The sequence below is a fragment of the Staphylococcus gallinarum genome (genome assembly GCF_000875895.1).
In the GTDB taxonomy this organism is placed as follows: Bacteria; Bacillota; Bacilli; order Staphylococcales; family Staphylococcaceae; genus Staphylococcus; species Staphylococcus gallinarum.
Genome location: NZ_JXCF01000001.1, coordinates 417,214 through 438,745 on the forward strand (window position 1 = coordinate 417,214; position 21,532 = coordinate 438,745).

General features: G+C 34.3%; 19 protein-coding genes. 4 read left to right on the top strand and 15 right to left on the bottom strand.

The features are described from left to right. Window positions 1-8: 8 nt before the first annotated feature. Window positions 9-1,250, bottom strand: coding sequence for a hydantoinase/carbamoylase family amidase (locus SH09_RS01825; protein WP_042737897.1), 1,242 nt, complete (start codon window positions 1,248-1,250; stop codon window positions 9-11). 249 nt (window positions 1,251-1,499) lie between these two features. On the opposite strand from SH09_RS01825, the gene SH09_RS15760 reads away from it, so the two are divergent. Next, window positions 1,500-2,420, top strand: a complete 921-nt coding sequence (locus SH09_RS15760) for an AraC family transcriptional regulator (RefSeq protein ID WP_052495395.1) — start codon at window positions 1,500-1,502, stop codon at window positions 2,418-2,420. Window positions 2,421-2,612: 192 nt separating this feature from the next. Here the strand turns inward: SH09_RS15760 and SH09_RS01835 are convergent, their stop codons facing one another. Together SH09_RS01835 and dcd are read right to left on the bottom strand one after the other, a co-directional pair. Beyond that, a complete protein-coding gene (locus tag SH09_RS01835; RefSeq protein ID WP_042737898.1) occupies window positions 2,613-3,527 on the bottom strand; it encodes a CobW family GTP-binding protein in 915 nt (304 codons plus the stop codon). Between the two features lie 5 nt (window positions 3,528-3,532). After that, window positions 3,533-4,075 carry a dCTP deaminase gene (gene dcd / locus SH09_RS01840; RefSeq protein ID WP_042737899.1) on the bottom strand — a complete coding sequence of 181 codons (543 nt, stop codon included), beginning with the start codon at window positions 4,073-4,075 and terminating at the stop codon, window positions 3,533-3,535. 582 nt (window positions 4,076-4,657) lie between these two features. Here dcd and lip point away from each other — a divergent pair. After that, window positions 4,658-6,811: a YSIRK-targeted triacylglycerol lipase gene (gene lip / locus SH09_RS01845; RefSeq protein WP_042737900.1), complete on the top strand. Its 2,154-nt coding sequence runs from the start codon at window positions 4,658-4,660 to the stop codon at window positions 6,809-6,811. A 177-nt stretch (window positions 6,812-6,988) separates the two neighbouring features. On the opposite strand, the gene SH09_RS01850 is transcribed toward lip, so the two are convergent. From SH09_RS01850 to SH09_RS01875, 6 genes are all read right to left on the bottom strand, one after another. Beyond that, on the bottom strand, window positions 6,989-8,164 hold the full coding sequence (locus tag SH09_RS01850) for a Gfo/Idh/MocA family protein (RefSeq protein WP_042737901.1): 1,176 nt from the start codon (window positions 8,162-8,164) through the stop codon (window positions 6,989-6,991). 37 nt (window positions 8,165-8,201) lie between these two features. After that, entirely contained in the window at window positions 8,202-9,140 is a 939-nt protein-coding gene (locus tag SH09_RS01855) for a sugar phosphate isomerase/epimerase family protein (RefSeq protein WP_042737902.1), read from the bottom strand. A 13-nt stretch (window positions 9,141-9,153) separates the two neighbouring features. Further along, window positions 9,154-10,548, bottom strand: coding sequence for a sugar porter family MFS transporter (locus SH09_RS01860; protein WP_158001712.1), 1,395 nt, complete (start codon window positions 10,546-10,548; stop codon window positions 9,154-9,156). Between the two features lie 571 nt (window positions 10,549-11,119). Next, window positions 11,120-11,641: a transcription repressor NadR gene (locus tag SH09_RS01865; protein WP_042737903.1), complete on the bottom strand. Its 522-nt coding sequence runs from the start codon at window positions 11,639-11,641 to the stop codon at window positions 11,120-11,122. A gap of 492 nt (window positions 11,642-12,133) precedes the next feature. Beyond that, on the bottom strand, window positions 12,134-13,378 hold the full coding sequence (locus SH09_RS01870) for an aminoacyltransferase (protein WP_042737904.1): 1,245 nt from the start codon (window positions 13,376-13,378) through the stop codon (window positions 12,134-12,136). Window positions 13,379-13,730: 352 nt separating this feature from the next. Then, window positions 13,731-14,783, bottom strand: a complete 1,053-nt coding sequence (locus SH09_RS01875; RefSeq protein ID WP_042737905.1) for an efflux RND transporter periplasmic adaptor subunit — start codon at window positions 14,781-14,783, stop codon at window positions 13,731-13,733. Window positions 14,784-15,093: 310 nt separating this feature from the next. On the opposite strand from SH09_RS01875, the gene SH09_RS01880 reads away from it, so the two are divergent. Next, entirely contained in the window at window positions 15,094-16,143 is a 1,050-nt protein-coding gene (locus SH09_RS01880; protein ID WP_042737906.1) for an ABC transporter permease, read from the top strand. 13 nt (window positions 16,144-16,156) lie between these two features. Next, on the top strand, window positions 16,157-16,822 hold the full coding sequence (locus SH09_RS01885; protein ID WP_042737907.1) for an ABC transporter ATP-binding protein: 666 nt from the start codon (window positions 16,157-16,159) through the stop codon (window positions 16,820-16,822). 168 nt (window positions 16,823-16,990) lie between these two features. Here SH09_RS01885 and SH09_RS01890 read toward each other — a convergent pair whose 3' ends face one another. The 6 genes from SH09_RS01890 to SH09_RS01910 form a co-directional block, all read right to left on the bottom strand. Continuing rightward, window positions 16,991-18,028 carry a galactitol-1-phosphate 5-dehydrogenase gene (locus SH09_RS01890; protein WP_042737908.1) on the bottom strand — a complete coding sequence of 346 codons (1,038 nt, stop codon included), beginning with the start codon at window positions 18,026-18,028 and terminating at the stop codon, window positions 16,991-16,993. A gap of 24 nt (window positions 18,029-18,052) precedes the next feature. Further along, the gene (locus SH09_RS16830; protein ID WP_162846349.1) at window positions 18,053-18,202 is read right to left on the bottom strand and encodes a hypothetical protein; all 150 of its coding nucleotides are present in this window, start codon (window positions 18,200-18,202) and stop codon (window positions 18,053-18,055) included. A 106-nt stretch (window positions 18,203-18,308) separates the two neighbouring features. Continuing rightward, window positions 18,309-19,340 (bottom strand): zinc-binding dehydrogenase, encoded by a 1,032-nt coding sequence (locus SH09_RS01895; RefSeq protein WP_042737909.1) that lies wholly within the window; start codon window positions 19,338-19,340, stop codon window positions 18,309-18,311. A gap of 23 nt (window positions 19,341-19,363) precedes the next feature. Next, the gene (locus SH09_RS01900) at window positions 19,364-20,623 is read right to left on the bottom strand and encodes a galactitol-specific PTS transporter subunit IIC (protein WP_042737910.1); all 1,260 of its coding nucleotides are present in this window, start codon (window positions 20,621-20,623) and stop codon (window positions 19,364-19,366) included. 100 nt (window positions 20,624-20,723) lie between these two features. Next, the gene (locus SH09_RS01905) at window positions 20,724-21,002 is read right to left on the bottom strand and encodes a PTS sugar transporter subunit IIB (protein ID WP_042737911.1); all 279 of its coding nucleotides are present in this window, start codon (window positions 21,000-21,002) and stop codon (window positions 20,724-20,726) included. A 54-nt stretch (window positions 21,003-21,056) separates the two neighbouring features. Further along, window positions 21,057-21,521, bottom strand: a complete 465-nt coding sequence (locus SH09_RS01910) for a PTS sugar transporter subunit IIA (protein ID WP_042737912.1) — start codon at window positions 21,519-21,521, stop codon at window positions 21,057-21,059. Window positions 21,522-21,532 lie beyond the last annotated feature (11 nt).

Sequence of the window (21,532 nt, forward strand, 5' to 3'; positions counted from 1 at the left end):
TTTTATTCTCAATTTAAAACTTTATCAATTAAGCGTAAGTATGCACGGATTCCAGTGGTTAATTGATTAATAGGTGTGTCTTCGTCTTTATCATGAGAAATCCCATTTTTAGACATAACGAACATCATCACAGTGGGTATAAGCTTGTTCATTTCAACAGCATCATGTAAGGGTCCCGAATACATTTGATTACTTTCTCCTATTTCTTCTGCTACTGCTGTTTTACAAATATCTACTAAATTGCTATCAAATATTTGAGGGGAGACACTGTAAATTTTTCTCCAAGAGACGGTACAATCAAATTGCTGAGCAGAAGTTTGAGATATATTTTGTGCTTCCGATAACATTGCAGCTAAATCATCCTTGTTAATACTTCTCATATCAATGGAAATGGTACATTGACCAGGGACAATGGTTACGACGCCGGGTGTAACGTTTACTTCGCCAACCGTACAAACAGCATTATATTTGAGTGCTAAATCACGAAATTTTAACGAAGCAGTTGCTGCAGCTAAAAATGCATCTTGACGCATTTCAGTTGGAAATGAACCGGCGTGTGCAGACTGCCCATAAAAGTCTATATAATAACGTTCAACACCAGCTGCACCATAAACAGCAGCGACATCTTTATTAGTTTGTTCAAGTACCGGGCCTTGTTCAATATGAAATTCTAAATATGCAATTAGTTCATTTATTTTATTCTGAAAGGTTTTGTGAGCGTCTGTAAATGTGTCTATGTTTAATCCATGTTTGCTAATTGCCATTTTAAAGGGAATGCCTTCATTATCGACTCTGTTAGTAAATTCAGAGATATTGACTGACCCACTTGCTGCTGATGAACCCAAACAGCTATATCCATATCTAGCACCTTCTTCATCAGCCCAATCTACAATGTAAATGGAATGTTGTGGCACGATTTGTGCCTCACTAAAATGACGTAAGACCTCTAAACCTGAAATGACACCTAAAGCACCATCTAACCATCCTCCATTTGGCACACTATCTAGATGACTACCTATAATAATTGACTTGTCAGATTTACCTTGAAGTTTAAACCACATGTTACCTGCGCTATCTTTAAATATGTCAGTAGTATGAGGTTTAATTTTTTCTAAAAACCAATTTCTGGCCTCTTCCCATATGGGTGTCCATGCTACTCTTTGTGCACCATTTTCGTCAGACGTTAAAGTAGCTAATTCTTGTAAATCAGCAATAATTCGTTGACTATTCTTATTTAAATCAAAATTCATTTAAATACCCCCTTTGTTTTTATAAATGAATAATTAATGACTACTTATGTGGCTATCATAAAGCTTTAGACATGATAAAACTATAAGCATCCATTCCATTTTTATCGTTATTGATTTTATAGAAAAGCAAAATTTAAGCGTTGTGTATATATATTTAGGTGAGAATATTGTTATAATAAGCTTTAATTCAAAGTGTAAAAATACTTGTTTTGATTTTGTGTCGAAATTGATTTGAAGGGGGCGAAGAGAATGAATAGAGACTTACCCATCAATATAAATGAGAGTTTAGAAGAGCATGTTGCTTATCATTCTGTTGGTTTTTCTATAATTCCATACATTATTGAATTTGACTTTGAAAGACATGATTTTATGCCGTTGCATTGGCATAATGATTTACAAATAAGCTGGGTTTATGAAGGGGAGTTGGAATTTTTAATTGATGGACAGTTACTAACAGTTGATAGTCGAGATATTGTTTTCATAAATAGAAATAAGTTGCATAGTTCATATTCAACTAAAGAAGATGCCAAAACACTGTGTATCAATTTTGAATTGGAATTTTTAAATGCTCAAATTATCGAAGATTATATTGATCCTATATTAAATAATGAATCATTTACATATTATAAATTACCTATCACGAGCCAATTTTCACGTTATTTTAGTGCCATTTTAAATGAAATACCTACAGATAATGATTTTTTAGTTAAGGAATCGACATCGACGAATTATTTTGATGCGGTAAACTTAATTAACCAAGTAATAGAGGGTATTGTATATGAATTTGAAGGGGCAAATTATTTATCGAATGCTGAAGACTTTAATAACATGAATAGTTTATTAACCTATATACATGAACATTACGGTGAAAAAATCACAATTTCGGATTTAACTGCTCATGCACATATTAGTAAATCATTTTGTAATCAATTATTTAGAAAATACACTAAGCAATCGCCTATGAAATATTTATTATTATATCGATTACAAATCGCACAAGAATTACTTGTTCACACAGACAAATCAATTACTTCAATTAGTGATATTTGTGGATTTGGTACTATAAGTTACTTTATTGAGCGTTTTCGAATACATTATAAAATGTCTCCATTAAAGTTTCGACAAACTTACCAAAAGCAGAAAAATTTTACATTGAGAGAATATGATTAGACGATAAAAAGGTCATACAAGAATTGTCATATTCTCCCTTATCAATTAATTATTATTTCCCAAGCAATAATATAAAAACCGTACGCCATGCAAACTTCAATTAATTGATATAGCAGTGGAAGTACGGTTTTTTATTCGTGAAAGTAAGTATGGGAGAAAGCAATAATATTTGAGTTTATTCATGCGTAACAATCATGTGACATTTAATTTATGATAATGTTGCACAGAATGACTAAGCTGTACTTTATCAATATTATGGCCAATGACTACTATGTAATCATCAATGTTGAGATGGGACGATACAAGATTTAAATGGTTGTTTGTATACTGGATTAAATTTTTTACATTACTGTCATCAAAGGTTAGAAAGCCTTTGACTCTGTAAATATGATCTGGTAAGTTTTGAAGCCAATTTATAAAAGATTGTTTATGCCAGGAGTGTGAAAAATAAAATATTGAGTGACCCAGTGTACTATGGATTATTTTTCCACCGTTAAAGCGTTCGTCTTTTGTTAATTTATTGCTCTTTATATGATCAAGTGTTACCTCACCATGACTTGTAATAAAGTAAGGAATATCTGGATGACGCGTAGTTATAGTTTCAATCACTTTTAATAATTGGTCGGAAGTAATTAAATCACTCTTATTTAGCACAAAGTTTGAGCAATGTGACATTTGGGCGATAATTAAATTTTGTATATCTTCGGGTAAGTGAGGTAATTTACTATACAACTGCACATCAATGACACTTGTTAGGCTGACTACATTGCTAAATGGTGTTAGTACAGGTGTTAAACATGCGTCTAGAACTTCAAGGGGATGCGCAATACCACTACATTCAATAAAGACAATATCTGGTTGATAATCAATATAAATATCGTGTAGTTGCTCAGTAACATTGGATTTCATTTCACAACAGATACAACCATTAATAATTTCACGCAAGCCGATTGAGTTATCAATAAGGTGACTATCTACACTTTGAGTACCAAATTCATTCATAATTACAGCTGGTGTTTGATTTTGAGATCTTGCATTTTCGATAAATTGATTCAGGGTGGTAGTCTTCCCTCCTCCTAGAAAGCCACTAATAATGACAATATCCATTTGCTTTACACCTCCTTTGCTTCGATATCTTTAAAGCTCATACTGCCTGTTGTTGTGTGTTGACCTTGGTATTTACCATTATACTGTCGGGTGCTAGGTGTTAGTGTTTGGGCGATAACAATTTGGCAGATTCTTATATTCTCTTGAATTATTAAGTCAAAATCATTGGCATTGTACAGCTCTAGAGTGATATTTCCGTGAAATCCTGGATCAACCCATCCAGCATTTTGTATAAATAATCCTGCACGTCCAATAGAACTACGTCCTTCAACAAATGCTGCTAGTTCGTTGTTTAATTTTATATATTCATTGGTTGTAGCTAATATGAATGATTTTGCAGGAATTGTTATTTTATGTGCATTAATCTCTTTATAGTAAACGGGTTCCAAAATATTTTGTTTTAAATCTTGAGGTTGTTGTGGAAACAGGTAATGGTTACCTAATGTTAAATCAATAGATGCTGATTCAATATGGTGTGTTTGAAGCGGAGTGATTTCTATTTTTCCTTGTTGTAAGAACTGTTTAATGTCAGTATCTGAAAGTATCATATGTATAACTCCTTTTTATAAATAGTTTATTGCGAAATGTTATAAGAATGCGTGTTTTAGCTAACTAAATATAATGTATGACTTGTTGTTAATGACCTAATTTAGTACATATATAAAGCAATTGCTATTGAGGCAATAAATGTTAAAGTTGTCGCATTGCTTATTTTGGTTGAACGGATGAATTGGTAATTGGTAGGAAATAAATATAAAATCGTAGACCCGCGTAAAGATCTACGATTTTATTGAACTAAATTATCCCTAGAGGGAAATGTATAAAAATGAATGTAACAACCCTAATTTACAAATAGGAATGATTCCTATTTGTATTTTGATTATAGAGTTTTAAATGATATAAGTCAATAAATAATTTCTGCTAAATTGAAAGAGTTATTAATAAAGTTGGGATTTTACGTAATAGAATGTACTTATAGTAAAATGATATTTTTTCTATAACTTTCAAACGTCTAAGTTAACCTAATATTTTAAAGAGATTCATTTTTACTTAATAATTATTTTGTACAATATATAGTGAAGGTAGCTTGTAAGTTTGAAAACAGTTATAGAAAGGCTTGAAGATTTCAGATGAGACAAAATAAATATAGTATCCGAAAAGGCACTATGGGTGTATCATCAGTAGTTATATCAACTATAATATTGGCTTTTAGTGGAAGTATTGCTAGTGCAAATGAGAATTTTGATAATAAAAATAGACAAAATAACAACTTGAATATTAAGAGTGCGACACAGAATAAACAACCCTTCATTAAGGACAATGGAAATAAACAGCATCTTAATGCGCAATACGCTGCTATACATAACCATACCAAGTCATTGAATCAACAGAATGAAACGACAACAAAAGACACAACTATGCACTTAAACGATTGTGTAAATAAAGAAAACATACAAAATATCTCTTTAGAACAGAATAAAAACTCAAAAAGTAACAAGGATAATGCATTTTCCAGCGATAAACAGTCTCTGACTACTAATAATAAAGATGCAAATGAATCTGTATCGAAAATTGAAAATAACCAGCAAACTGATAACACAGCGAAGGAAGACAAAGGTAATGAGGAGAGACAATCAACACGAACAACATCCACGACTCAAGATAATATTGCACTCGCGAATCGACTGAAAGCAAATGAGTATATTACAGATTATAACCCGGTATTTACACATGTAAACAAAAGAAAATATCCCCAAAGGTATAGGCGTATTCAAGATATAGAGGCACAACAGTATAAAAATAATCAGCATAAAGCACAACAATTTATAAGTAATCAAACAAGTAGTGAATTATCAAATAATCAAAATAGAACGAAATACGCTACCGAAAGTTACCATTATATGCAACCAAGAACTCAACAAAACGATTGCAATGATAACTATGAGCAGCATCATTCATCGAGCCAGTTAGAAGATAGTTCGATGAAGATTAATGCGCATGCGACAAATACTAATCATAATAGTCATGACGAACAGGCCAATATACAAAGGGAGATTAGTAATCGACGCAATGAACAGTCACTAATGAACAATACTGCACCCATAGTTGAACAGAGTAACAGTGTAGCTAAACAAACTCGGTACAAGAATACAGATCCTATTATATTAGTACATGGATTCAATGGGTTTACAGGTGACAATAATCCGGATTCGAATGATTTATATTGGGGAGGAAAAAGGTTAGATATTCACCAAGATTTAACAAATAATGGATATGAAAACTATGTTGCAAGTATTAGTGCGTTTGGTAGTAATTATGATCGTGCTGTGGAATTGTATTATTATATTAAAGGCGGTACCGTAGATTATGGCGCTGTACATGCAGCTAAATATGGGCATGCACGATACGGTAAAACATACGAAGGTGTATATAAGGACTGGCAGCCTGGTCAAAAGATACATCTTGTCGGTCATAGTATGGGAGGGCAAACGGTTCGGCAACTAGAATCTTTATTACGAAATGGAAGTCAGGAAGAGATTGATTATCAGCGGCAGCACGGTGGTAAAATTGCGCCCCTTTATCAAGGTGATCACGACAATATGATAACTTCAATTACAACTGTAGCTTCGCCTCATAATGGTACATATGCAGCAGACTTATTAGGAAATGAAGCGCTAATTCGACAATTTGTATATGATTATAGCAAGTTTCAGGGAAATAAATATTCAGATATTGACTTTGGATTAAGTCAATGGGGGCTAAAGCAACGTGAAAATGAAACGTATATCGATTATGTTGAAAGAGTTAAAAATGAAAGTAAAATATGGCAGACAGATGATAATGGATTTTATGATTTAACACGTGCAGGGGCAACTAAGTTAAATCAACAAACGTCACTCAATCCAAATATTATTTATAAATCGTATAGTGGCGAATCAACAAGACCAACGTTTGACGGTAAGCAAAAAGCCGACATCAATATGACATTGAGACATACCGTACCTGGAAATGTAATTGGGAAGGTTGAGGATAAGGCGTGGAGAGAGAATGATGGCCTAGTTTCAGTCATTTCTGCACAATATCCATTTGGACAAAGAAGTATGATGGCAACAGATGAAGTAAAAAGGGGAATTTGGCAAGTTATGCCTGTAAAACATGACTGGGATCATGGTGATTTTGTCGGCACAGATGCTACGGAAACGCAAATAACGACAGATGAAATAAGACAAATGTGGATGGGAATCGCTAATGATTTGGTTAAGAATGAAACAGTCGTTTCTTAGAAATTTAAACGCGAAGTAGCGCTAAAATATAATAATAAATTTTAGCGTAAAATAGACATAATGCATTCATTATGAGGCTTTAGTATTATGCCACAAAGATTAAGCATTATGGGCAACTAATTGAAACAGTAAAATAAGACTCTCCTTAATTAAGGGAGTCTTATTTTTGTGTATTTTTTATTGATAGTCAACCCACTGTGACCCTTTGTCAGCTGAGGCAACACAATTTTCAATCCAGCGTACACCTTCAATCCCGGAATTAATATCTGGGTAGATAATTTGATCAAGAGCTGTTTCATCACCACGATTTTTGGCATCAATTGCTAGCGCAATATTTAAGTAAATATTACCCCAAGCTTCGGTTAAACCTTCTTGGTGTAATATGCCGAGTCTTTCATTTTGTAACGCTGAATCATCTAAGTATTCGGCACCACGATAAAGAATTTGAGTTGGAGCACCTTGTGGTTGATATTGTAATTCATTCGGAGCACTATCCCACCATTCTAGACTTCCCTTAGACCCCACGATGCGAATACGTTGCCCATCCATTTGACCAGCATCAACTGCAGAGGTCCACATACGTCCGACAGCACCATTGTCATAATGCATCATAATATAAGCATTGTCTTCTAATGGATAACGGCTACCTACAAAGCTTTGGCGATCACACAATAATCTTTTAATATTTAAGTTTGGCATGATTAATTTAGAAATATAGTATGTGTGTATGGATAGATCGCCAATAACAAATGTTGGACCTGCAATCTTAGGGTCAACACGCCATTTTTGGGCTGCATTATCCTTATCTCCTTGTGCGTTTCCTGCATAGCCGTGGGTATATTGCATTTCGACTAAATTTATATCGCCAATTTGACCCTGTTCTATCATGGCTTTCATTTGAAGAATAATTGAATTGCCAGAATATCCATATGTGACTCCGACAATTAGTCCTTGCTTTTCAGCAAAGGCTTTAATATCTTCGGCTTCTTGTGTAGTAAATACAAGTGGTTTCTCGCAAATCACATGTAATCCTGCTTCTAAGGCAGCCATAGTTATTTCATAGTGTGTTCCATTTGGTGTTGCGATTGAGACAACTTCTACACCATCATCACGTTTGGCTTCTTCTGCTAATAAAGTTTGATAATCATCATAACATCGCTCTGGGTCTACACCTAGGTTTATACCGAATGATTTTCCGCGTTCGGTATCGATATCAAATGCACCTGCAACAAGTTCATAAGTTCGATCTCGAAGTGCACCGCTACGGTGTTTATATCCAACTTGGCTTGTTCTTCCTCCACCAATCATACCCCAACGTAAAGCGTTCTCCATTTTCTTTTCACCATTATTCATATACAAGACTCCTCTCATACTCTAATTATTAAATTTGTTATACGACAACTTGTTGTAATGCTTTAATGGAAATATCTACACCGTCTTCTGGAGACATAGTAAAGTCTTCCATTTCTAAGGAGACGAAGTCGTCATAACCACACATCTGAACAACTGAGAAAAATGACTTCCACCATTGCAAATCATGACCATGACCAACAGCAACATAGTTCCAAGCCCTATTTTTTGTATCATAAATGTCTTTAGTTTCTAATATTGTATTTAAAGCAGCAGGTCCCTCTTCAATTCTTAAATCTTTGCCATGCATGTGATGAATTGCACCTGTTAATTTACGTGCAGATTGGATGGGATCTCCGCCCATCCAAAACATATGACTTGGATCCAAATTCATGCCGATGATAGGGTCTACAGCATGTCGTAATTTAAGTAAAGTTTCGGGATTGTATACGAGCTGTGTGCCATGGTTTTCAAGTGCGATTTTCTCAATGCCATGTTGTTTAGCAATTGGAACAAGTTCTCGCCAATAAGGTATCGCGATTTCTTCCCATTGATAGGTAAGTGCTTCTTTCAATTCGGGTGGCCAACTCATCGTAGTGGTAATCCAGTTCGGCATTGTATCTCCGGGTGTAGCGGGAGGTAATCCACTCATCATTACTATTTTTTTAACGCCTAGTATTTCTGCTAACTTAAACGTATTAATAGTGATTTCACGATGTTGTTTACCTATGTCTCTAGGGTCTAACGGATTGCCAGAACAGTTTAATGCCACAATTTCTACTTGGTAAGTGGCTAACAGATTTTGCAATTTTAAGAATGCGGTCTCACTAGTTAGTAATTCAGTGAGATTGAGATGTGGCGCGGGAGACCAACCACCAGTTGCTAATTCAATATGATAGACACCTTGTTGGGTAATTCTTTGCAAGACTTCTTCTAATGAAAGGTGAGCGAGACTGTCAGTGTAATATGAAAGTTTCATTTAACTCCTCCTTTTATAATTTGGGTTCTTTTGCAATTTTTTTAGTACGCTGTGATTTTGTTGTAATCTGAGATTTAAAGTAGTCTTCAATTTCTTCGAGCGACTTGCCCTTAGTTTCTGGTAAGAATATTTTTACGAAAATAATGGACATGATATTTAATAATGCGAAGATGATAAATGTATTAGACAGTCCAAGGTGACCTAGTAATATTGGAAAAACAAGACTGACTGTGAAATTGGCCATCCATAAGAAAAAGACGCTAGCACCCATGCCAAAGCCACGAACCTTTAGTGGGAATATCTCTGATAACATGAGCCAGGTTACTGGTGCTATTGCGCCTTGCATAAAGGCTAAAAATGTTACAGTTAAAGATAATACGATAAATGGAAACGCAGGACTGTTCTGTAAAAATATTGGAAATATACCAAGTAAGACTAACGTGACTATTACCCCAGCTTGACCGACGAGTAGCATTGGCTTTCTGCCTACTTTTCCTAATAGCCAAATACCGACGAAAACAGCTAATACTGAGACAATTCCATTAGCGATATTTCCAATAAGTGCTGCCTTTGTTGCTAAACCTGCATTACGTAAAATTTCAGTACCGTAATACATGATTGAATTCACTCCGGTAACTTGTTGTACAATCCCAATACCGATACCAATGTAAAGAATGCGTCGAACCCATGCTTGTTTAAATGATATGTTTGAATCTGATTTTAAGCGACGTTCATTATCGATATGAGTTTTGATTTCGCGTACTTCTGACTCAGCTGTTTGCTCATCTCTTAAAGAACGTAAAATGTTATATGCGGGCCAATATTTGTGTTTACTTGCATACCATCTAGGACTTTCTGGGACAGTCAACATACCAAACCAAAGAAAAACAGCCGGTAAAGTTGCAACGAGTAACATAACACGCCAAATACCTGGATTGTCGATTGCATTACCCAAAACGGCATTAATGACATAAGCTGATAGTTGGCCAGTCACTATCATGAGTTCATTTTGAGTAACCATTCTGCCTCGTTGTTCCTTTGCTGCCATTTCTGATAAGAAAGTCGGAACAATGACCGAAGCACCACCCACTGCTAAACCAAGAATGATTCGAAACGTGACCATAGAAAAGACATTGGGAGATAAACCACAACCTAATGTGGCAAAGAAGAAAATAATGGCCAAACACATTATCATTTTCTTTCTACCAAATGTATCTGCCAGCTTTCCTCCTGATATTGCCCCAAAAGCAGCTCCAAAAATTAATGAACTTGAGACTAATCCTTCAGTAGCCGGTGATAAATTTAATTGGCTAGAGAGTGACATATAAGGTAATGCGCCATTGATGACACCTGTATCGAATCCAAATAGCAGACCACCTAATGTAGAAATCACTGTGATTTTGAGCATCTTCCTGTTTTTTCTATCAATATCTGAGTGTTTTATAATGAAAACCTCCATTCTTTATAAGAAAAATCAATAAATAACTAAAAAATAATCAACAGTTGATATTAGAGATAACTATAATTGTAAACGCTTTCTTAGTCAATCGTTTTCTTATGAAGATAATATTTTTGGAATTATTAACAACCTAGAAATGTTGTTAAATCAAGCATAATAGCTAATTAAAATAATGCTAAAAAGAGTAATATTACTTTTTGAGAGAGACAGGATTTTCTGCAAATGGATAAGTGTTGGTTATTTCTTGATTTTTTGTATAGTTTCATCATTAAAGTCATAGCAATTATTTTTAAATATGATATGTTATGAGGTAGTGATAAACAAAAAGACTGGACATTAATCATGTCGCAGTCTGTAAATGGTGTTCTGAATTGTGTTGGAGGTTTGCTTGTATACGTAGTTGATTAAAGTAGTTAGTTTATTGTTGTCTTGTTATTTCATTGACGTTGACGTTAAACTCTATCGGCTTAGAACCTAGAATCTGTTCAGTAATTTTGAATGTTCATGTCGCTGTATATATTTAATCTTTGACGATATAATGATGCTCGTTTAAATCTCTTACAGCATTGTCCAAAATCTTTTCAGTATGGGCAGAAATGGTGTGAAGATGTAGACCATCAGTAAGGTTCGCCAACATCTTTCCTTGATATTTTTCCATTTGTTGTATAAATTGATGTAAATCTTCATGACTTTCGATCATTAAATCTTTCTTGATAGTGCCGTATAAGGGATGTTCAATAGAGACGTCATCTACCATAGCACCATTATCAAGAATAATTGTTAATTCTTCTTCCATTTGTTCTTGAGTATGTTGGCACTTGATGATGCGTTTAAAATGTTTACCTTGTGTTTCGTATTCTATGACATATCCTCTACTAGTTGAATGAATCGTATGGTTATGTGATTTTAATATTGAGATATCTTTGACGATGATTTGTCTGGAAACATTAAACTTATCACTTAAATGTTTACCACTGATAGGTTGTTTAGATGATTTAAGTAATTGTAGAATTTGTGACCTACGATAATCTGGAGTGTCCATATTTTAATTCCTCCTTAAATTTAAGGCATATTCCATTCCATAGCAGCTGTGTATATTGGAAAGTTGATATCAGTTTCTGTAGATGGCTAATGAATTTATTTTAACCTGTAAAGTGCTTGTTAACAATAAATTTGAAAAAATGATTTATAAATTAGGTTAATATTTCCAAACACAATTTAGTAGCATGGCGTAAATTTCCATACATTACATGTGTAAAAGTGTAGGTGGGAATGAAATGCTATATAGTGGTGAGAAAGAAATGTAAATAATGCACAGTCGATAAACGGCTTGATATAAAGGTTTTTTAGTTGTTTACATATGTAAAACTAAGACTTGTAACTATTGGGATGTGTGAGGGGTTTAAAGTACGATATGAATGTTGTTGTATACAGGGGGCTATTAGAAACACATTGATGAGTAGATAAAAAACGTAAATAACTACCTATAATTTAGGAAGTATTTACGTTTTAGTATGGAATCAATATATTAATATTACTTATTTAGCAATTGGTAAATCTTATAGAAGAAAGGGCGAACAGGTTTTACAAAATCACCGATAAATTCTTCGACGTGTGCGTTAAATCCTTTTTTAAATTGCTGCACACCATAGTCTTCTGCATTATCACTGAAATCTCCTGTAATACCATAAAAATTATAACGTGGGATATTGTGTTTTTTAGCATATTCAATCATTTCCCATTGTAGTCGATATGCTCCCATAAATTGATTATATTTAGGATTTGAACCACTTGATAAGTAGTACACTTCGTCTTTTGTACAGATGTAAAGTGCGGCAGCAAGATTAAGCATCTTACCTTCGCTATCGATTAGTGATTGAGTTTCTGTTAATTTTTTCAAATTACTATCTTTTTGTTGATTAAGTTGCGTTAATTTTGATTTGTTTTTCTTAGAATTGGGAGATTCTGCTAGTTTATTTTCTAGTTCTGTCACTTGATTAGACAGTGATACATCTTTATCTGTTAGTTTCTGTAGATATTTTTCAAGGTCTATGTATGCCATTTTTAGCATTGCGCTTTGTGGATACATATTTTGCATATCTCGGAAATAGGTGTTGGGATCTTGCTTAAATGTAAATCCATGTTTTTCTTCAGCCATTTTAAATAGTTCGTAAAATGTATCTGTTTCTGAATAATCAAGAGTGCGAACTTCTACGCCCATTTCAAATGTTTTTTTAATGTTTCTACGTGTTTGGTAGTCCATAGATTTTAATAACTGTTCTGCAGTTTGCTCTTGTAAATCCAATACTGACATCCAGCGAATCTGACTTTTATCGGAATAGCCGATGGAATAGCCTTGATGTTGATAACCTAAGTTGTGTAGTTGTTTTATTAAACCTTGATTATCAAATGCTTCAATGATTTCGCCTTCAGCTGTTCGCTTATTCTCCAAAATGTAAGGGTCAACCATAACGAATAAAGTGTTTTGTTGTTTTAAGTATTTTGTTAATCCATTGAAAAAGCAATCTACTAGCTTTGAATTGCTATAGTCTAATACAGGACCCTTGTGAGAATAAAAATATTTGAAAAATTTCAGTGCTTTAGCTTCTGTTAGTAAACAAGCAGCTAATACTTTGTTGTTGTCTTTTACTCCTACCAAATGAACATCATTTTTCTTTTGGTGTCTATATTGATATTGTTCGACTGATTGAGTGTAATGTACAAAGTTGTCTTCTATAAAGCTTTTGTACTCAGACTCAGTTAGTTTGGTAAAATTCATGAAAAATTACTCCTGTCCAATTTAAAGTATGTATTATATCCTATTACATATTCGTATTGTATTCAATTTAAAAGAATGAAGTAAAATTACATAATCTTGAATTGTGCAAATCCAAATTACTTTAATATAGGGAAATGTTTCACGAAAAACATTTAATAATTTTAACTAATTGTTAGTCGTGTAAAAGGGGGTTAAATGCTGTTATGATGGTAGATATAGAGAAGCTATATTTATAATATGACAAAATAAAATACACATAATCATATGACACTGAAGATAATCAACATCATTTGTTAACAGTATCAATTTAACTATGTGTATTTTTATTATGACTTATACAATTGCTCACTAACTAAGAATCTGATGGTTCGATTTTTTGTCCTTCTTGTAAATTAGCATTAGGCTTTTTGATGATTTTCTCTCCAACCTTTACACCTTGTTTAACGATGATATTACCTTTTGAATGACCGGTAATAATAGGTCGTTTGTGTACTCTGTTTTGTTGATCAACAATGAATACGCAATTATCCTTTGTCAGTGCACTTTCAGGTAATTGTGCCGTATTTACATGTATTTTGGTTTTAACAGTAAAGCCATCTTTAATTGATGAAGATAAATTTCCAATTGTAACTTCATATTGGGAGGGCTTGTTAGTATTGTTAATTGGAGTGGATTTATCTTTGCTAGCTTGATCTACGTTCTTTTGTCCTGCTGTAGATAAATCAGCGATTTGAATTACCTTACCCTTTGTTTTGGTTCCACCATTATTGGCATCAACATCGACTAAATCGCCTTGCTTAATTTTATCAATATCATATTCAGAAACAGTTGTCTTAATCTCAGGTTTGTTAGAAACAAGTTGTAAGATATTGCCGTTTTTATCTACATCTTTGTTAATATAGTTTACCGTACCATCAAAGGTTGCATAAATATCTTTGCTAGACTGATTATCATGTAAATTTAATACATGCTGGGCCTGATTTAACTGTTGCTGATCTTTCGTTAAGCGCTGTTGTATCTTACTATCGTTTGGTTTTTTATTTAACGCAGTATAATCTTTTTCAACGTAATTTTGAAATTTTTTAACATCGCTGACCAGTTTAGGTCTAATACTACTGTTCGTATCGTAGTATATAAGTGGTGTGCCTTTTTTTACAAATTGGTTATCTTGAATTTGAGGACGTATGTATGATCCAATATCACGATTCTCTTGATACACTTTAATCGTTTGAGGAGAGGCTTTTCCTGTTTGATTTAATGCCTTTGCTTTTTTAATTGTATAAGTTTGATATGAGTCGTGCTTGTTGCTATCTATAATGTCCATTTGTCTTAAGATAAAATAAGTGATTAATATAATTAAGATAATAAGTACTATAATAGATAGCCATAATTTTTTATTTTTCATTTTATAACACCTGCCAACTTGTCAGTACCCATAGAATGTTTGTCAAAACGTTGTTTGCAACTGGTTTTAGCACTTGTTTTAGCGGAAAAAGGCTTGAATAAGCTTGATGGATAATATAAATGCGGAAAAATATTTTTAAATTTATTATTATAAGTAATATTAATTTCTGGGAAATTAATGATTTAACAGTTAATATTATTAGAGATAGTAGTTATACATAGATGAAATAAATGTAGTGAAAACAAATTTACAAATTGATTTAAAAAGTAGGATTTTTTAAAGTGAATTGCATTATTTAGGGAGTGGACGTATGTATTTAGCATGGAATGAAATGCGCAGAAATAAATTGAAGTTTGGGCTTATCATAGGTGTGCTTGTTATGATTAGTTATTTATTATTCTTTTTATCTGGGTTAGCCAGTGGCTTGATAAATATGAATAGAGAAGGCATTGATAAGTGGCATGCAGATGCTATTATCTTAAACAAAGATGCTAATAAGACAGTGGCACAATCAGTTATTGATAAGAAAGATATTGAGCATAAATATGCTAAGCAGACACCATTGAAACAGACGGGTATTATTGCATCAAATGGCAAGAAAAAGGAAAACGCATTATTGTTCGGTGTGACCCAAAAATCGTTTTTAATGCCGAAAATAATTTCCGGTCATAAATTCAAGCATGATAATGAAGTTGTAGCAGATGCCACATTAAAAGAAAAAGGGTTTAAATTAGGGAATCGCTTATCATTATCACAATCAGATGAAAAATTAAAAATAGTAGGGTTTAGTGAGAGTGCTAAATATAATGCTTCTCCTGTTGTCTTTGCGAATGAGGCAACTATCGCAAAAATTAATCCAATGTTGAGTAAAGATAAGGTCAATGCATTAGTGGTGAAAGATAGTAAATGGAAACAACAAAAGCTCAATCATAATTTAGAGGCAGTATCTATAGAGAATTTCGTTAAACAATTACCAGGGTATAAGGCGCAGAATTTAACGTTAAACTTCATGATTGTCTTTTTATTTATTATATCAGCTTCTGTAATTGGCATTTTCTTATATGTTATGACATTGCAAAAGCAAAGTTTATTTGGTGTGCTTAAGGCTCAAGGTTTTACAAATGGCTACTTGGCTAAAGTTGTGCTAGCACAAACATTTATTATTTCATTAATAGGCACAGTGTTAGGCCTTGTATTAACGTTGATAACCGGCGCTTGTTTACCATCAGCAGTACCAGTTTCCTTTAACATTATTACATTAGTAATATTTGGCATTGCTTTAATCATTGTTTCAATCGTTGGCAGTCTTTTCTCAATATTAACTGTTCGAAAAGTAGATCCATTAAAGGCTATAGGATAAGGGAGTGACATAAATGTTGGAATTTAAACAAGTAACAAAGTCCTTTAAGGATGGCAATAGGACAATTGAAGCGGTTAAAGATACGACGATAACCTTCAATAAGGGTGAAGTGATTGGTATTGTAGGCCCATCTGGTTCAGGGAAGAGTACGTTTCTAACTATGGCGGGTGCTTTACAAACACCATCATCAGGTGAAATTTCTATAAATGATAAAAAGATTACACATATGAAGCAACCGGAGTTAGCTAAAGTGCGTATGAATGAAATTGGTTTTGTCTTACAAGCGACCAATCTTGTACCTTTTTTGACAGTGAAGCAACAATTTGCTCTGTTAAAAAAGCAAAAAATCAATGTGCTTGCTGAGCAAGACTTTCAAAATTTATTAGAAAAGCTGGGGCTTACATCGATTGCCAATAAATTACCAAATGAAATTTCTGGTGGTCAAAAGCAGCGTGTAGCAATTGCTAAAGCACTTTATACAAATCCGAGTATCATATTAGCAGATGAACCTACTGCTTCATTAGATACAGATAATGCATTAGAAGTAATGAATATTTTACAACAACAGACACAAGCATTAAATAAGGTTTGTATTGTAGTAACACATGATGAACGATTGAAAGCATATTGCGATAAAGTATATTATATGCATGACGGCATACTTAAACTTGATAAATAATACGAAAAACCACCATTTTGCTCATTTTTGTACTGAATCCCAAAGGTTGGATTAAAAATCTAACTTTTTTGGGTCAGACATTATTTAGAGGGCAAGATGGTGGTTTTTGTATATAGTTAAAATTGCTTAACGGTGCATGCGTCAAAATAGGTGAGTCTAAGGTTAGTCTTAAGGAGTGAAGATTACTTTGTCGAAAGCGCGTTTTTTATTTACTAAAGCATCAAATGTCTCTGGTCCTTGTTCTAAAGGTAATACATCGGATATGATAGGTTCGATTTTCAGCTCACCTGTAGACATATAATGTAAAGTTGATGACCATTCTTTACCTGGGAATGGTGCGGAAAGTCCATTCCACGATCCTATGACGTTAAGTTCGTTACGTAATATTTTTTCGAATTGTTTGCGGGACAGTTGAATATCGGCGTAGGGAATACCTAGCAATAGTACCTCTCCGCCTTTCTTAGGCAGTGTTAATACTGGTCCAATTGTAGCCAATGCGCCGGCTGATTCGACTGCTACATCAATATGATGTGGAATAGTGTCTAAGGTGGTTGCTATATCATCAGTTTGGCTATTAATACAAAAATCTGCGCCTAAGTTTTGAGCAATATCTAATTTATGATTGTCGATATCGATTGCAATGACGTGGCTTGCACCAAAGATTCGTGCCCATTGGATAGCTAACAGACCTATGCTGCCACATCCCATAATTGCCACTGTAGCACCTGGTTTCATGTTGGTCTTGTAGAAACCATGTGCAACTACTGCTGAAGGTTCGACCATTGCTGCAGTAGTGAAATCGACATTGTCTGGTAATTTTAAAACGTTACTGATTGGTAGTTTAACAAATTCTGCAAAGCAACCAGGTTCTAGTGAGCCTATGACATAAAGTGATTCACATCTAGAATAGTTGCCTTGTTCGCATTGTGCGCATTGATGACATACGATAGCAGGACAGCCGGTTACGCGGTCTCCTACTGTTAATGACGTGACTTGTGAACCGACATTTTCTACGATACCTGAAAATTCATGACCGAATGTCATACCTTTTTGATAAGGTCCTAATTTTTTATAACGAGAAGTATCTGACCCGCAAATACCTGTTGCTTTCACTTTAATAATAACGTCTGTAGGCGATGTAATCACTGGTTTGTCAATTTCTTCAAAACGTAAATCTTCGATGTCATATAAATTAAGTGATTTCAATTGTCACATCTCCATTTCATATAATTATTCGGCAGTTGCTTTGCGTTTTTTAAATAATCTAGCTATGAAATACAAGGACAGTACAATGACGTTATTTACTAATAAATGTTCCATATAAAAATCGGTGATACCTCGCATTGGTCCAAGCATGAAATCTAAGAGTGTTTCAGTCATTTTCTCAACTCCTTTATACTGGATGAGCAATATTTTAGTATGTTATCTTGCTAAAAACTTCCTTATTATATAGCTAAATTGTTGTGATAGCTTTAACTAGTAGTTACTAATCTATAGGACGTAGTAAGACTTTAATGCCGACTCCACCTTTAATATGCTGGTAGCCTTCCTCCCATTGGCTAATATCGAGTTCTGTTGTAACTAGTGTTTCGGCATTGACTGCGCCAGAACTTAATAATTGCAATGAAGGTTCCCAGTCTGCTGGTTTTTGACTTCTGCTACCTACAACACGGATTTCTTTTTGAATAATTTTATCTAAATCGAATGGTATTTCAGAGTCTTTAAATATACCGACCTGAACATAAGCGCCTTTCTTCCGAAGTATGTCTAAACCTTGTTTTGCTGCTGGTACAGCACCTGAACATTCTAAAACGATATTTGCGCCATATCCATTTGTAATGTTGTCTACATATTGCTTTAAATCATTATGCTGGATGTTCACGACATGATCGAGGTGAAGTGCTTTGGCTTTATCTAATCTTTCTTGATCATTATCTAATCCAGTTATAATAACAGTTGCACCTTTACTTTTAACGACTTGGGCTACTAATAGTCCGATAGGGCCAGGTCCCATGACGACTGCAATATCTCCTTGAGATACTTTGATTTTTGAAACTGCATGGTAGGCACACGCCAATGGTTCAGTCATGGCAGCGGCTCGATAGCTGACATTGTCAGGTAATGTGTGAACGCTATCTGCTCTCGCAACTAGGTACTTGGTGAATCCGCCATTTTGTTGAGTACCTAATCCTTTTCTATGGTTGCAAAGGTTATAATCTTTAGTTTGACAATATTCACATTCTCCACAGATATAGAATGTCGTTTCAGATGTAACGCGGTCACCGATTTTGAAGTTTTGTACATTATCGCCAATTTCTACGATTTCACCTGAAAATTCATGGCCTAACGTGACTGGAAAGTTTACTTTATAATGGCCTTCATATGTGTGGACGTCTGTACCACAAATACCAGCATAGTGGACCTTTATTTTTACTTCATTTGAGTTAGGGCTAGGGATAGGTCGATCTAACAATTCTAAGTTACCAAATCCAGGTTTTGTTTTAACGAGTGCTTTCATAGTTATATCAACTCCGAATTTATTTAATTAAATAAGCTAAAGAACTTGAATATTATATAGTTTAGGATGTTCCCACCTTGGTCTAAACTTGAAATTTGTGAAGAGCCAGATGGCATTTTCACGTTAGTACCATCTGCCATACTTGTGAAAATAGGAGCTATGTCTGTAGCAATATAGAGTGAAATAGCAATCATGATAGCACCGACAATGACAGAGTGGATGATGTTACCTTTTGCAGCACCAACAATAAATGCAACGATAAACGGAATGGTCGCTAAGTCACCAAATGGTAATACTTTATTGCCTGGTAATATAACAGCCAATAATACTGTGACTGGTACTAGAATTAATGCAGTAGCGATCACTGCTGGATGACCTAGTGCAACAGCAGCATCGAGACCAATGTGTATTTCTCTATCTCCAAAGCGTTTGTTTAACCAATTTCGAGCAGATTCAGATACTGGCATAAGCCCTTCCATTAGAATTTTTACCATTCTAGGCATTAACACCATAACCGCTGCCATAGACATACCTAAGTTAATAACTTTACCTGCATCATAACCGGCTAATATACCGATAAGTAATCCGAGTACTAGGCCGACAAATATTGATTCACCAAAGGCTCCGAAACGTTTTTGAATGGTATCTGGATCGGCATGTAATTTATTTAAGCCGGGAATCTTTTGTATACCTTTTACTAAAAAGATACCTGGCACATATGAGATCGTACTACCAGTTGCTATCGAAACACCTGGTAAGTCATAAAATTCACTCATCATTGGTGCAGTCCAGTCTGCTACCTTTAAGCAAACAATTTGGAATATTGCGGCTGCTACTAATGCTTGCCAAATACTACCAGAAACGGCATAAACCATCGCACCACAGAATGTATAATGCCAGAAATTCCAAATATCTACGTTCATTGTTTTCGTCGTTTTAGTAACTAACATGACTATGTTGATAATAATGCCTAAAGGAATGATAAATGCTGCAATCACTGAAGCCCATGCGATAGACGATGTTGCTGGCCAACCTACATCAATAACATGAAGACTTACTCCTAAGTTTTTCACCATAGCTTGAGCTGCAGGACCCAAATTCTTAACGAGTAGGTCGATAACTAAGAATATTCCTACAAATGCAACACCAATCGTTAAGCCGGATCTAAATGCGGCTCCAATTTTTTGTCTGAAAAATAAGCCCAATAAAAATATGACGATTGGGAGTATAACTGTCGCTCCTAAATCGAGAAATGCTTTTATAAAATCTACAAATCCACTCATCTTTACACCATCCTCTTTGGTTTGAAATGACGTGAAGATAAAGACTATAGTAATGCAGTAGATTTTATCTTCACGGATTATTTAAATCGTATTGATCTTGTTAGCTCTTTAAAGCAGCTAAAATTTCTTGCTTAGTATCTTCAACACCAATGCCAGTTAAAAAGTTTCTTGCATTGATAACTGGGAAATCGTATTCTTTTTGAGTCATTGCAGTCGTTACTAATAAATCTGCTGTGTCAACATATGCACCGACTTCAGAAATTTTAATTTGCTTTAGATCTACTTTAATGTTGTGTTCCTTTGCCATTTCCTCAATTGCGTTATTGACTACAGTTGACGTTGCAATACCTGCACCACATGCTACTAATACTTGTTTCATAATAAATTCCTCCTGATTTGCGTACATCATACGCTATTTTAATTTTTGATATATTTAGTCACTTAATTCTGATTTGATTAATGTCACAATATCTTGCTCGTTTTTTGCGTTGACTAGTGTGGTTAATGTTTGTTGATTTTGAAAAATACCCATTAATTTTTGTAATAAGGATAACTGCGCTGCCTCTTTATCCATAGCAAGCATGAAAATTAACTTTACCTCGGTTGTTTCCTCTAACTCTCCCATGATGACAAATGGCACGGTATCCTTCAGTACAGCTATGCCAATCGATTTATCATTTACATGTTGAATGTCTGTATGTGGTATTGCTACAGCATAGGGTACAGTTGGTAAACCAGTAGCAAAGGATTTTTCTCTTTCTATAATGGCGTTTGGATAAGATGACTTTACGTCACCGTTGTCATACATTAAATTAGATAACTTCTTTAATGCTTCTTCACTTTGACTGGCTTCTAAATCAATGATGATATTAGCGGCATCAATCTTTATATCTTGCATCATAGTCATCA

What these genes read in the sequence shown, in the direction of transcription:
- SH09_RS01860 (WP_158001712.1), bottom strand. Translation starts at nt 10,548, where the DNA reads ATGCTCAAAATCACAGTGATTTCTACATTAGGTGGTCTGCTATTTGGA.
- SH09_RS01855 (WP_042737902.1), bottom strand. Translation starts at nt 9,140, where the DNA reads ATGAAACTTTCATATTACACTGACAGTCTCGCTCACCTTTCATTAGAA.
- SH09_RS01895 (WP_042737909.1), bottom strand. Translation starts at nt 19,340, where the DNA reads ATGAAAGCACTCGTTAAAACAAAACCTGGATTTGGTAACTTAGAATTG.
- SH09_RS01905 (WP_042737911.1), bottom strand. Translation starts at nt 21,002, where the DNA reads ATGAAACAAGTATTAGTAGCATGTGGTGCAGGTATTGCAACGTCAACT.
- SH09_RS01870 (WP_042737904.1), bottom strand. Translation starts at nt 13,378, where the DNA reads ATGAATTTTACCAAACTAACTGAGTCTGAGTACAAAAGCTTTATAGAA.
- lip (WP_042737900.1), top strand. Translation starts at nt 4,658, where the DNA reads ATGAGACAAAATAAATATAGTATCCGAAAAGGCACTATGGGTGTATCA.
- SH09_RS01835 (WP_042737898.1), bottom strand. Translation starts at nt 3,527, where the DNA reads ATGGATATTGTCATTATTAGTGGCTTTCTAGGAGGAGGGAAGACTACC.
- SH09_RS01850 (WP_042737901.1), bottom strand. Translation starts at nt 8,164, where the DNA reads ATGAATAATGGTGAAAAGAAAATGGAGAACGCTTTACGTTGGGGTATG.
- SH09_RS01825 (WP_042737897.1), bottom strand. Translation starts at nt 1,250, where the DNA reads ATGAATTTTGATTTAAATAAGAATAGTCAACGAATTATTGCTGATTTA.
- dcd (WP_042737899.1), bottom strand. Translation starts at nt 4,075, where the DNA reads ATGATACTTTCAGATACTGACATTAAACAGTTCTTACAACAAGGAAAA.
- SH09_RS01865 (WP_042737903.1), bottom strand. Translation starts at nt 11,641, where the DNA reads ATGGACACTCCAGATTATCGTAGGTCACAAATTCTACAATTACTTAAA.
- SH09_RS16830 (WP_162846349.1), bottom strand. Translation starts at nt 18,202, where the DNA reads ATGACTGAAACACTCTTAGATTTCATGCTTGGACCAATGCGAGGTATC.
- SH09_RS15760 (WP_052495395.1), top strand. Translation starts at nt 1,500, where the DNA reads ATGAATAGAGACTTACCCATCAATATAAATGAGAGTTTAGAAGAGCAT.
- SH09_RS01910 (WP_042737912.1), bottom strand. Translation starts at nt 21,521, where the DNA reads ATGCAAGATATAAAGATTGATGCCGCTAATATCATCATTGATTTAGAA.
- SH09_RS01900 (WP_042737910.1), bottom strand. Translation starts at nt 20,623, where the DNA reads ATGAGTGGATTTGTAGATTTTATAAAAGCATTTCTCGATTTAGGAGCG.
- SH09_RS01875 (WP_042737905.1), bottom strand. Translation starts at nt 14,783, where the DNA reads ATGAAAAATAAAAAATTATGGCTATCTATTATAGTACTTATTATCTTA.
- SH09_RS01885 (WP_042737907.1), top strand. Translation starts at nt 16,157, where the DNA reads ATGTTGGAATTTAAACAAGTAACAAAGTCCTTTAAGGATGGCAATAGG.
- SH09_RS01880 (WP_042737906.1), top strand. Translation starts at nt 15,094, where the DNA reads ATGTATTTAGCATGGAATGAAATGCGCAGAAATAAATTGAAGTTTGGG.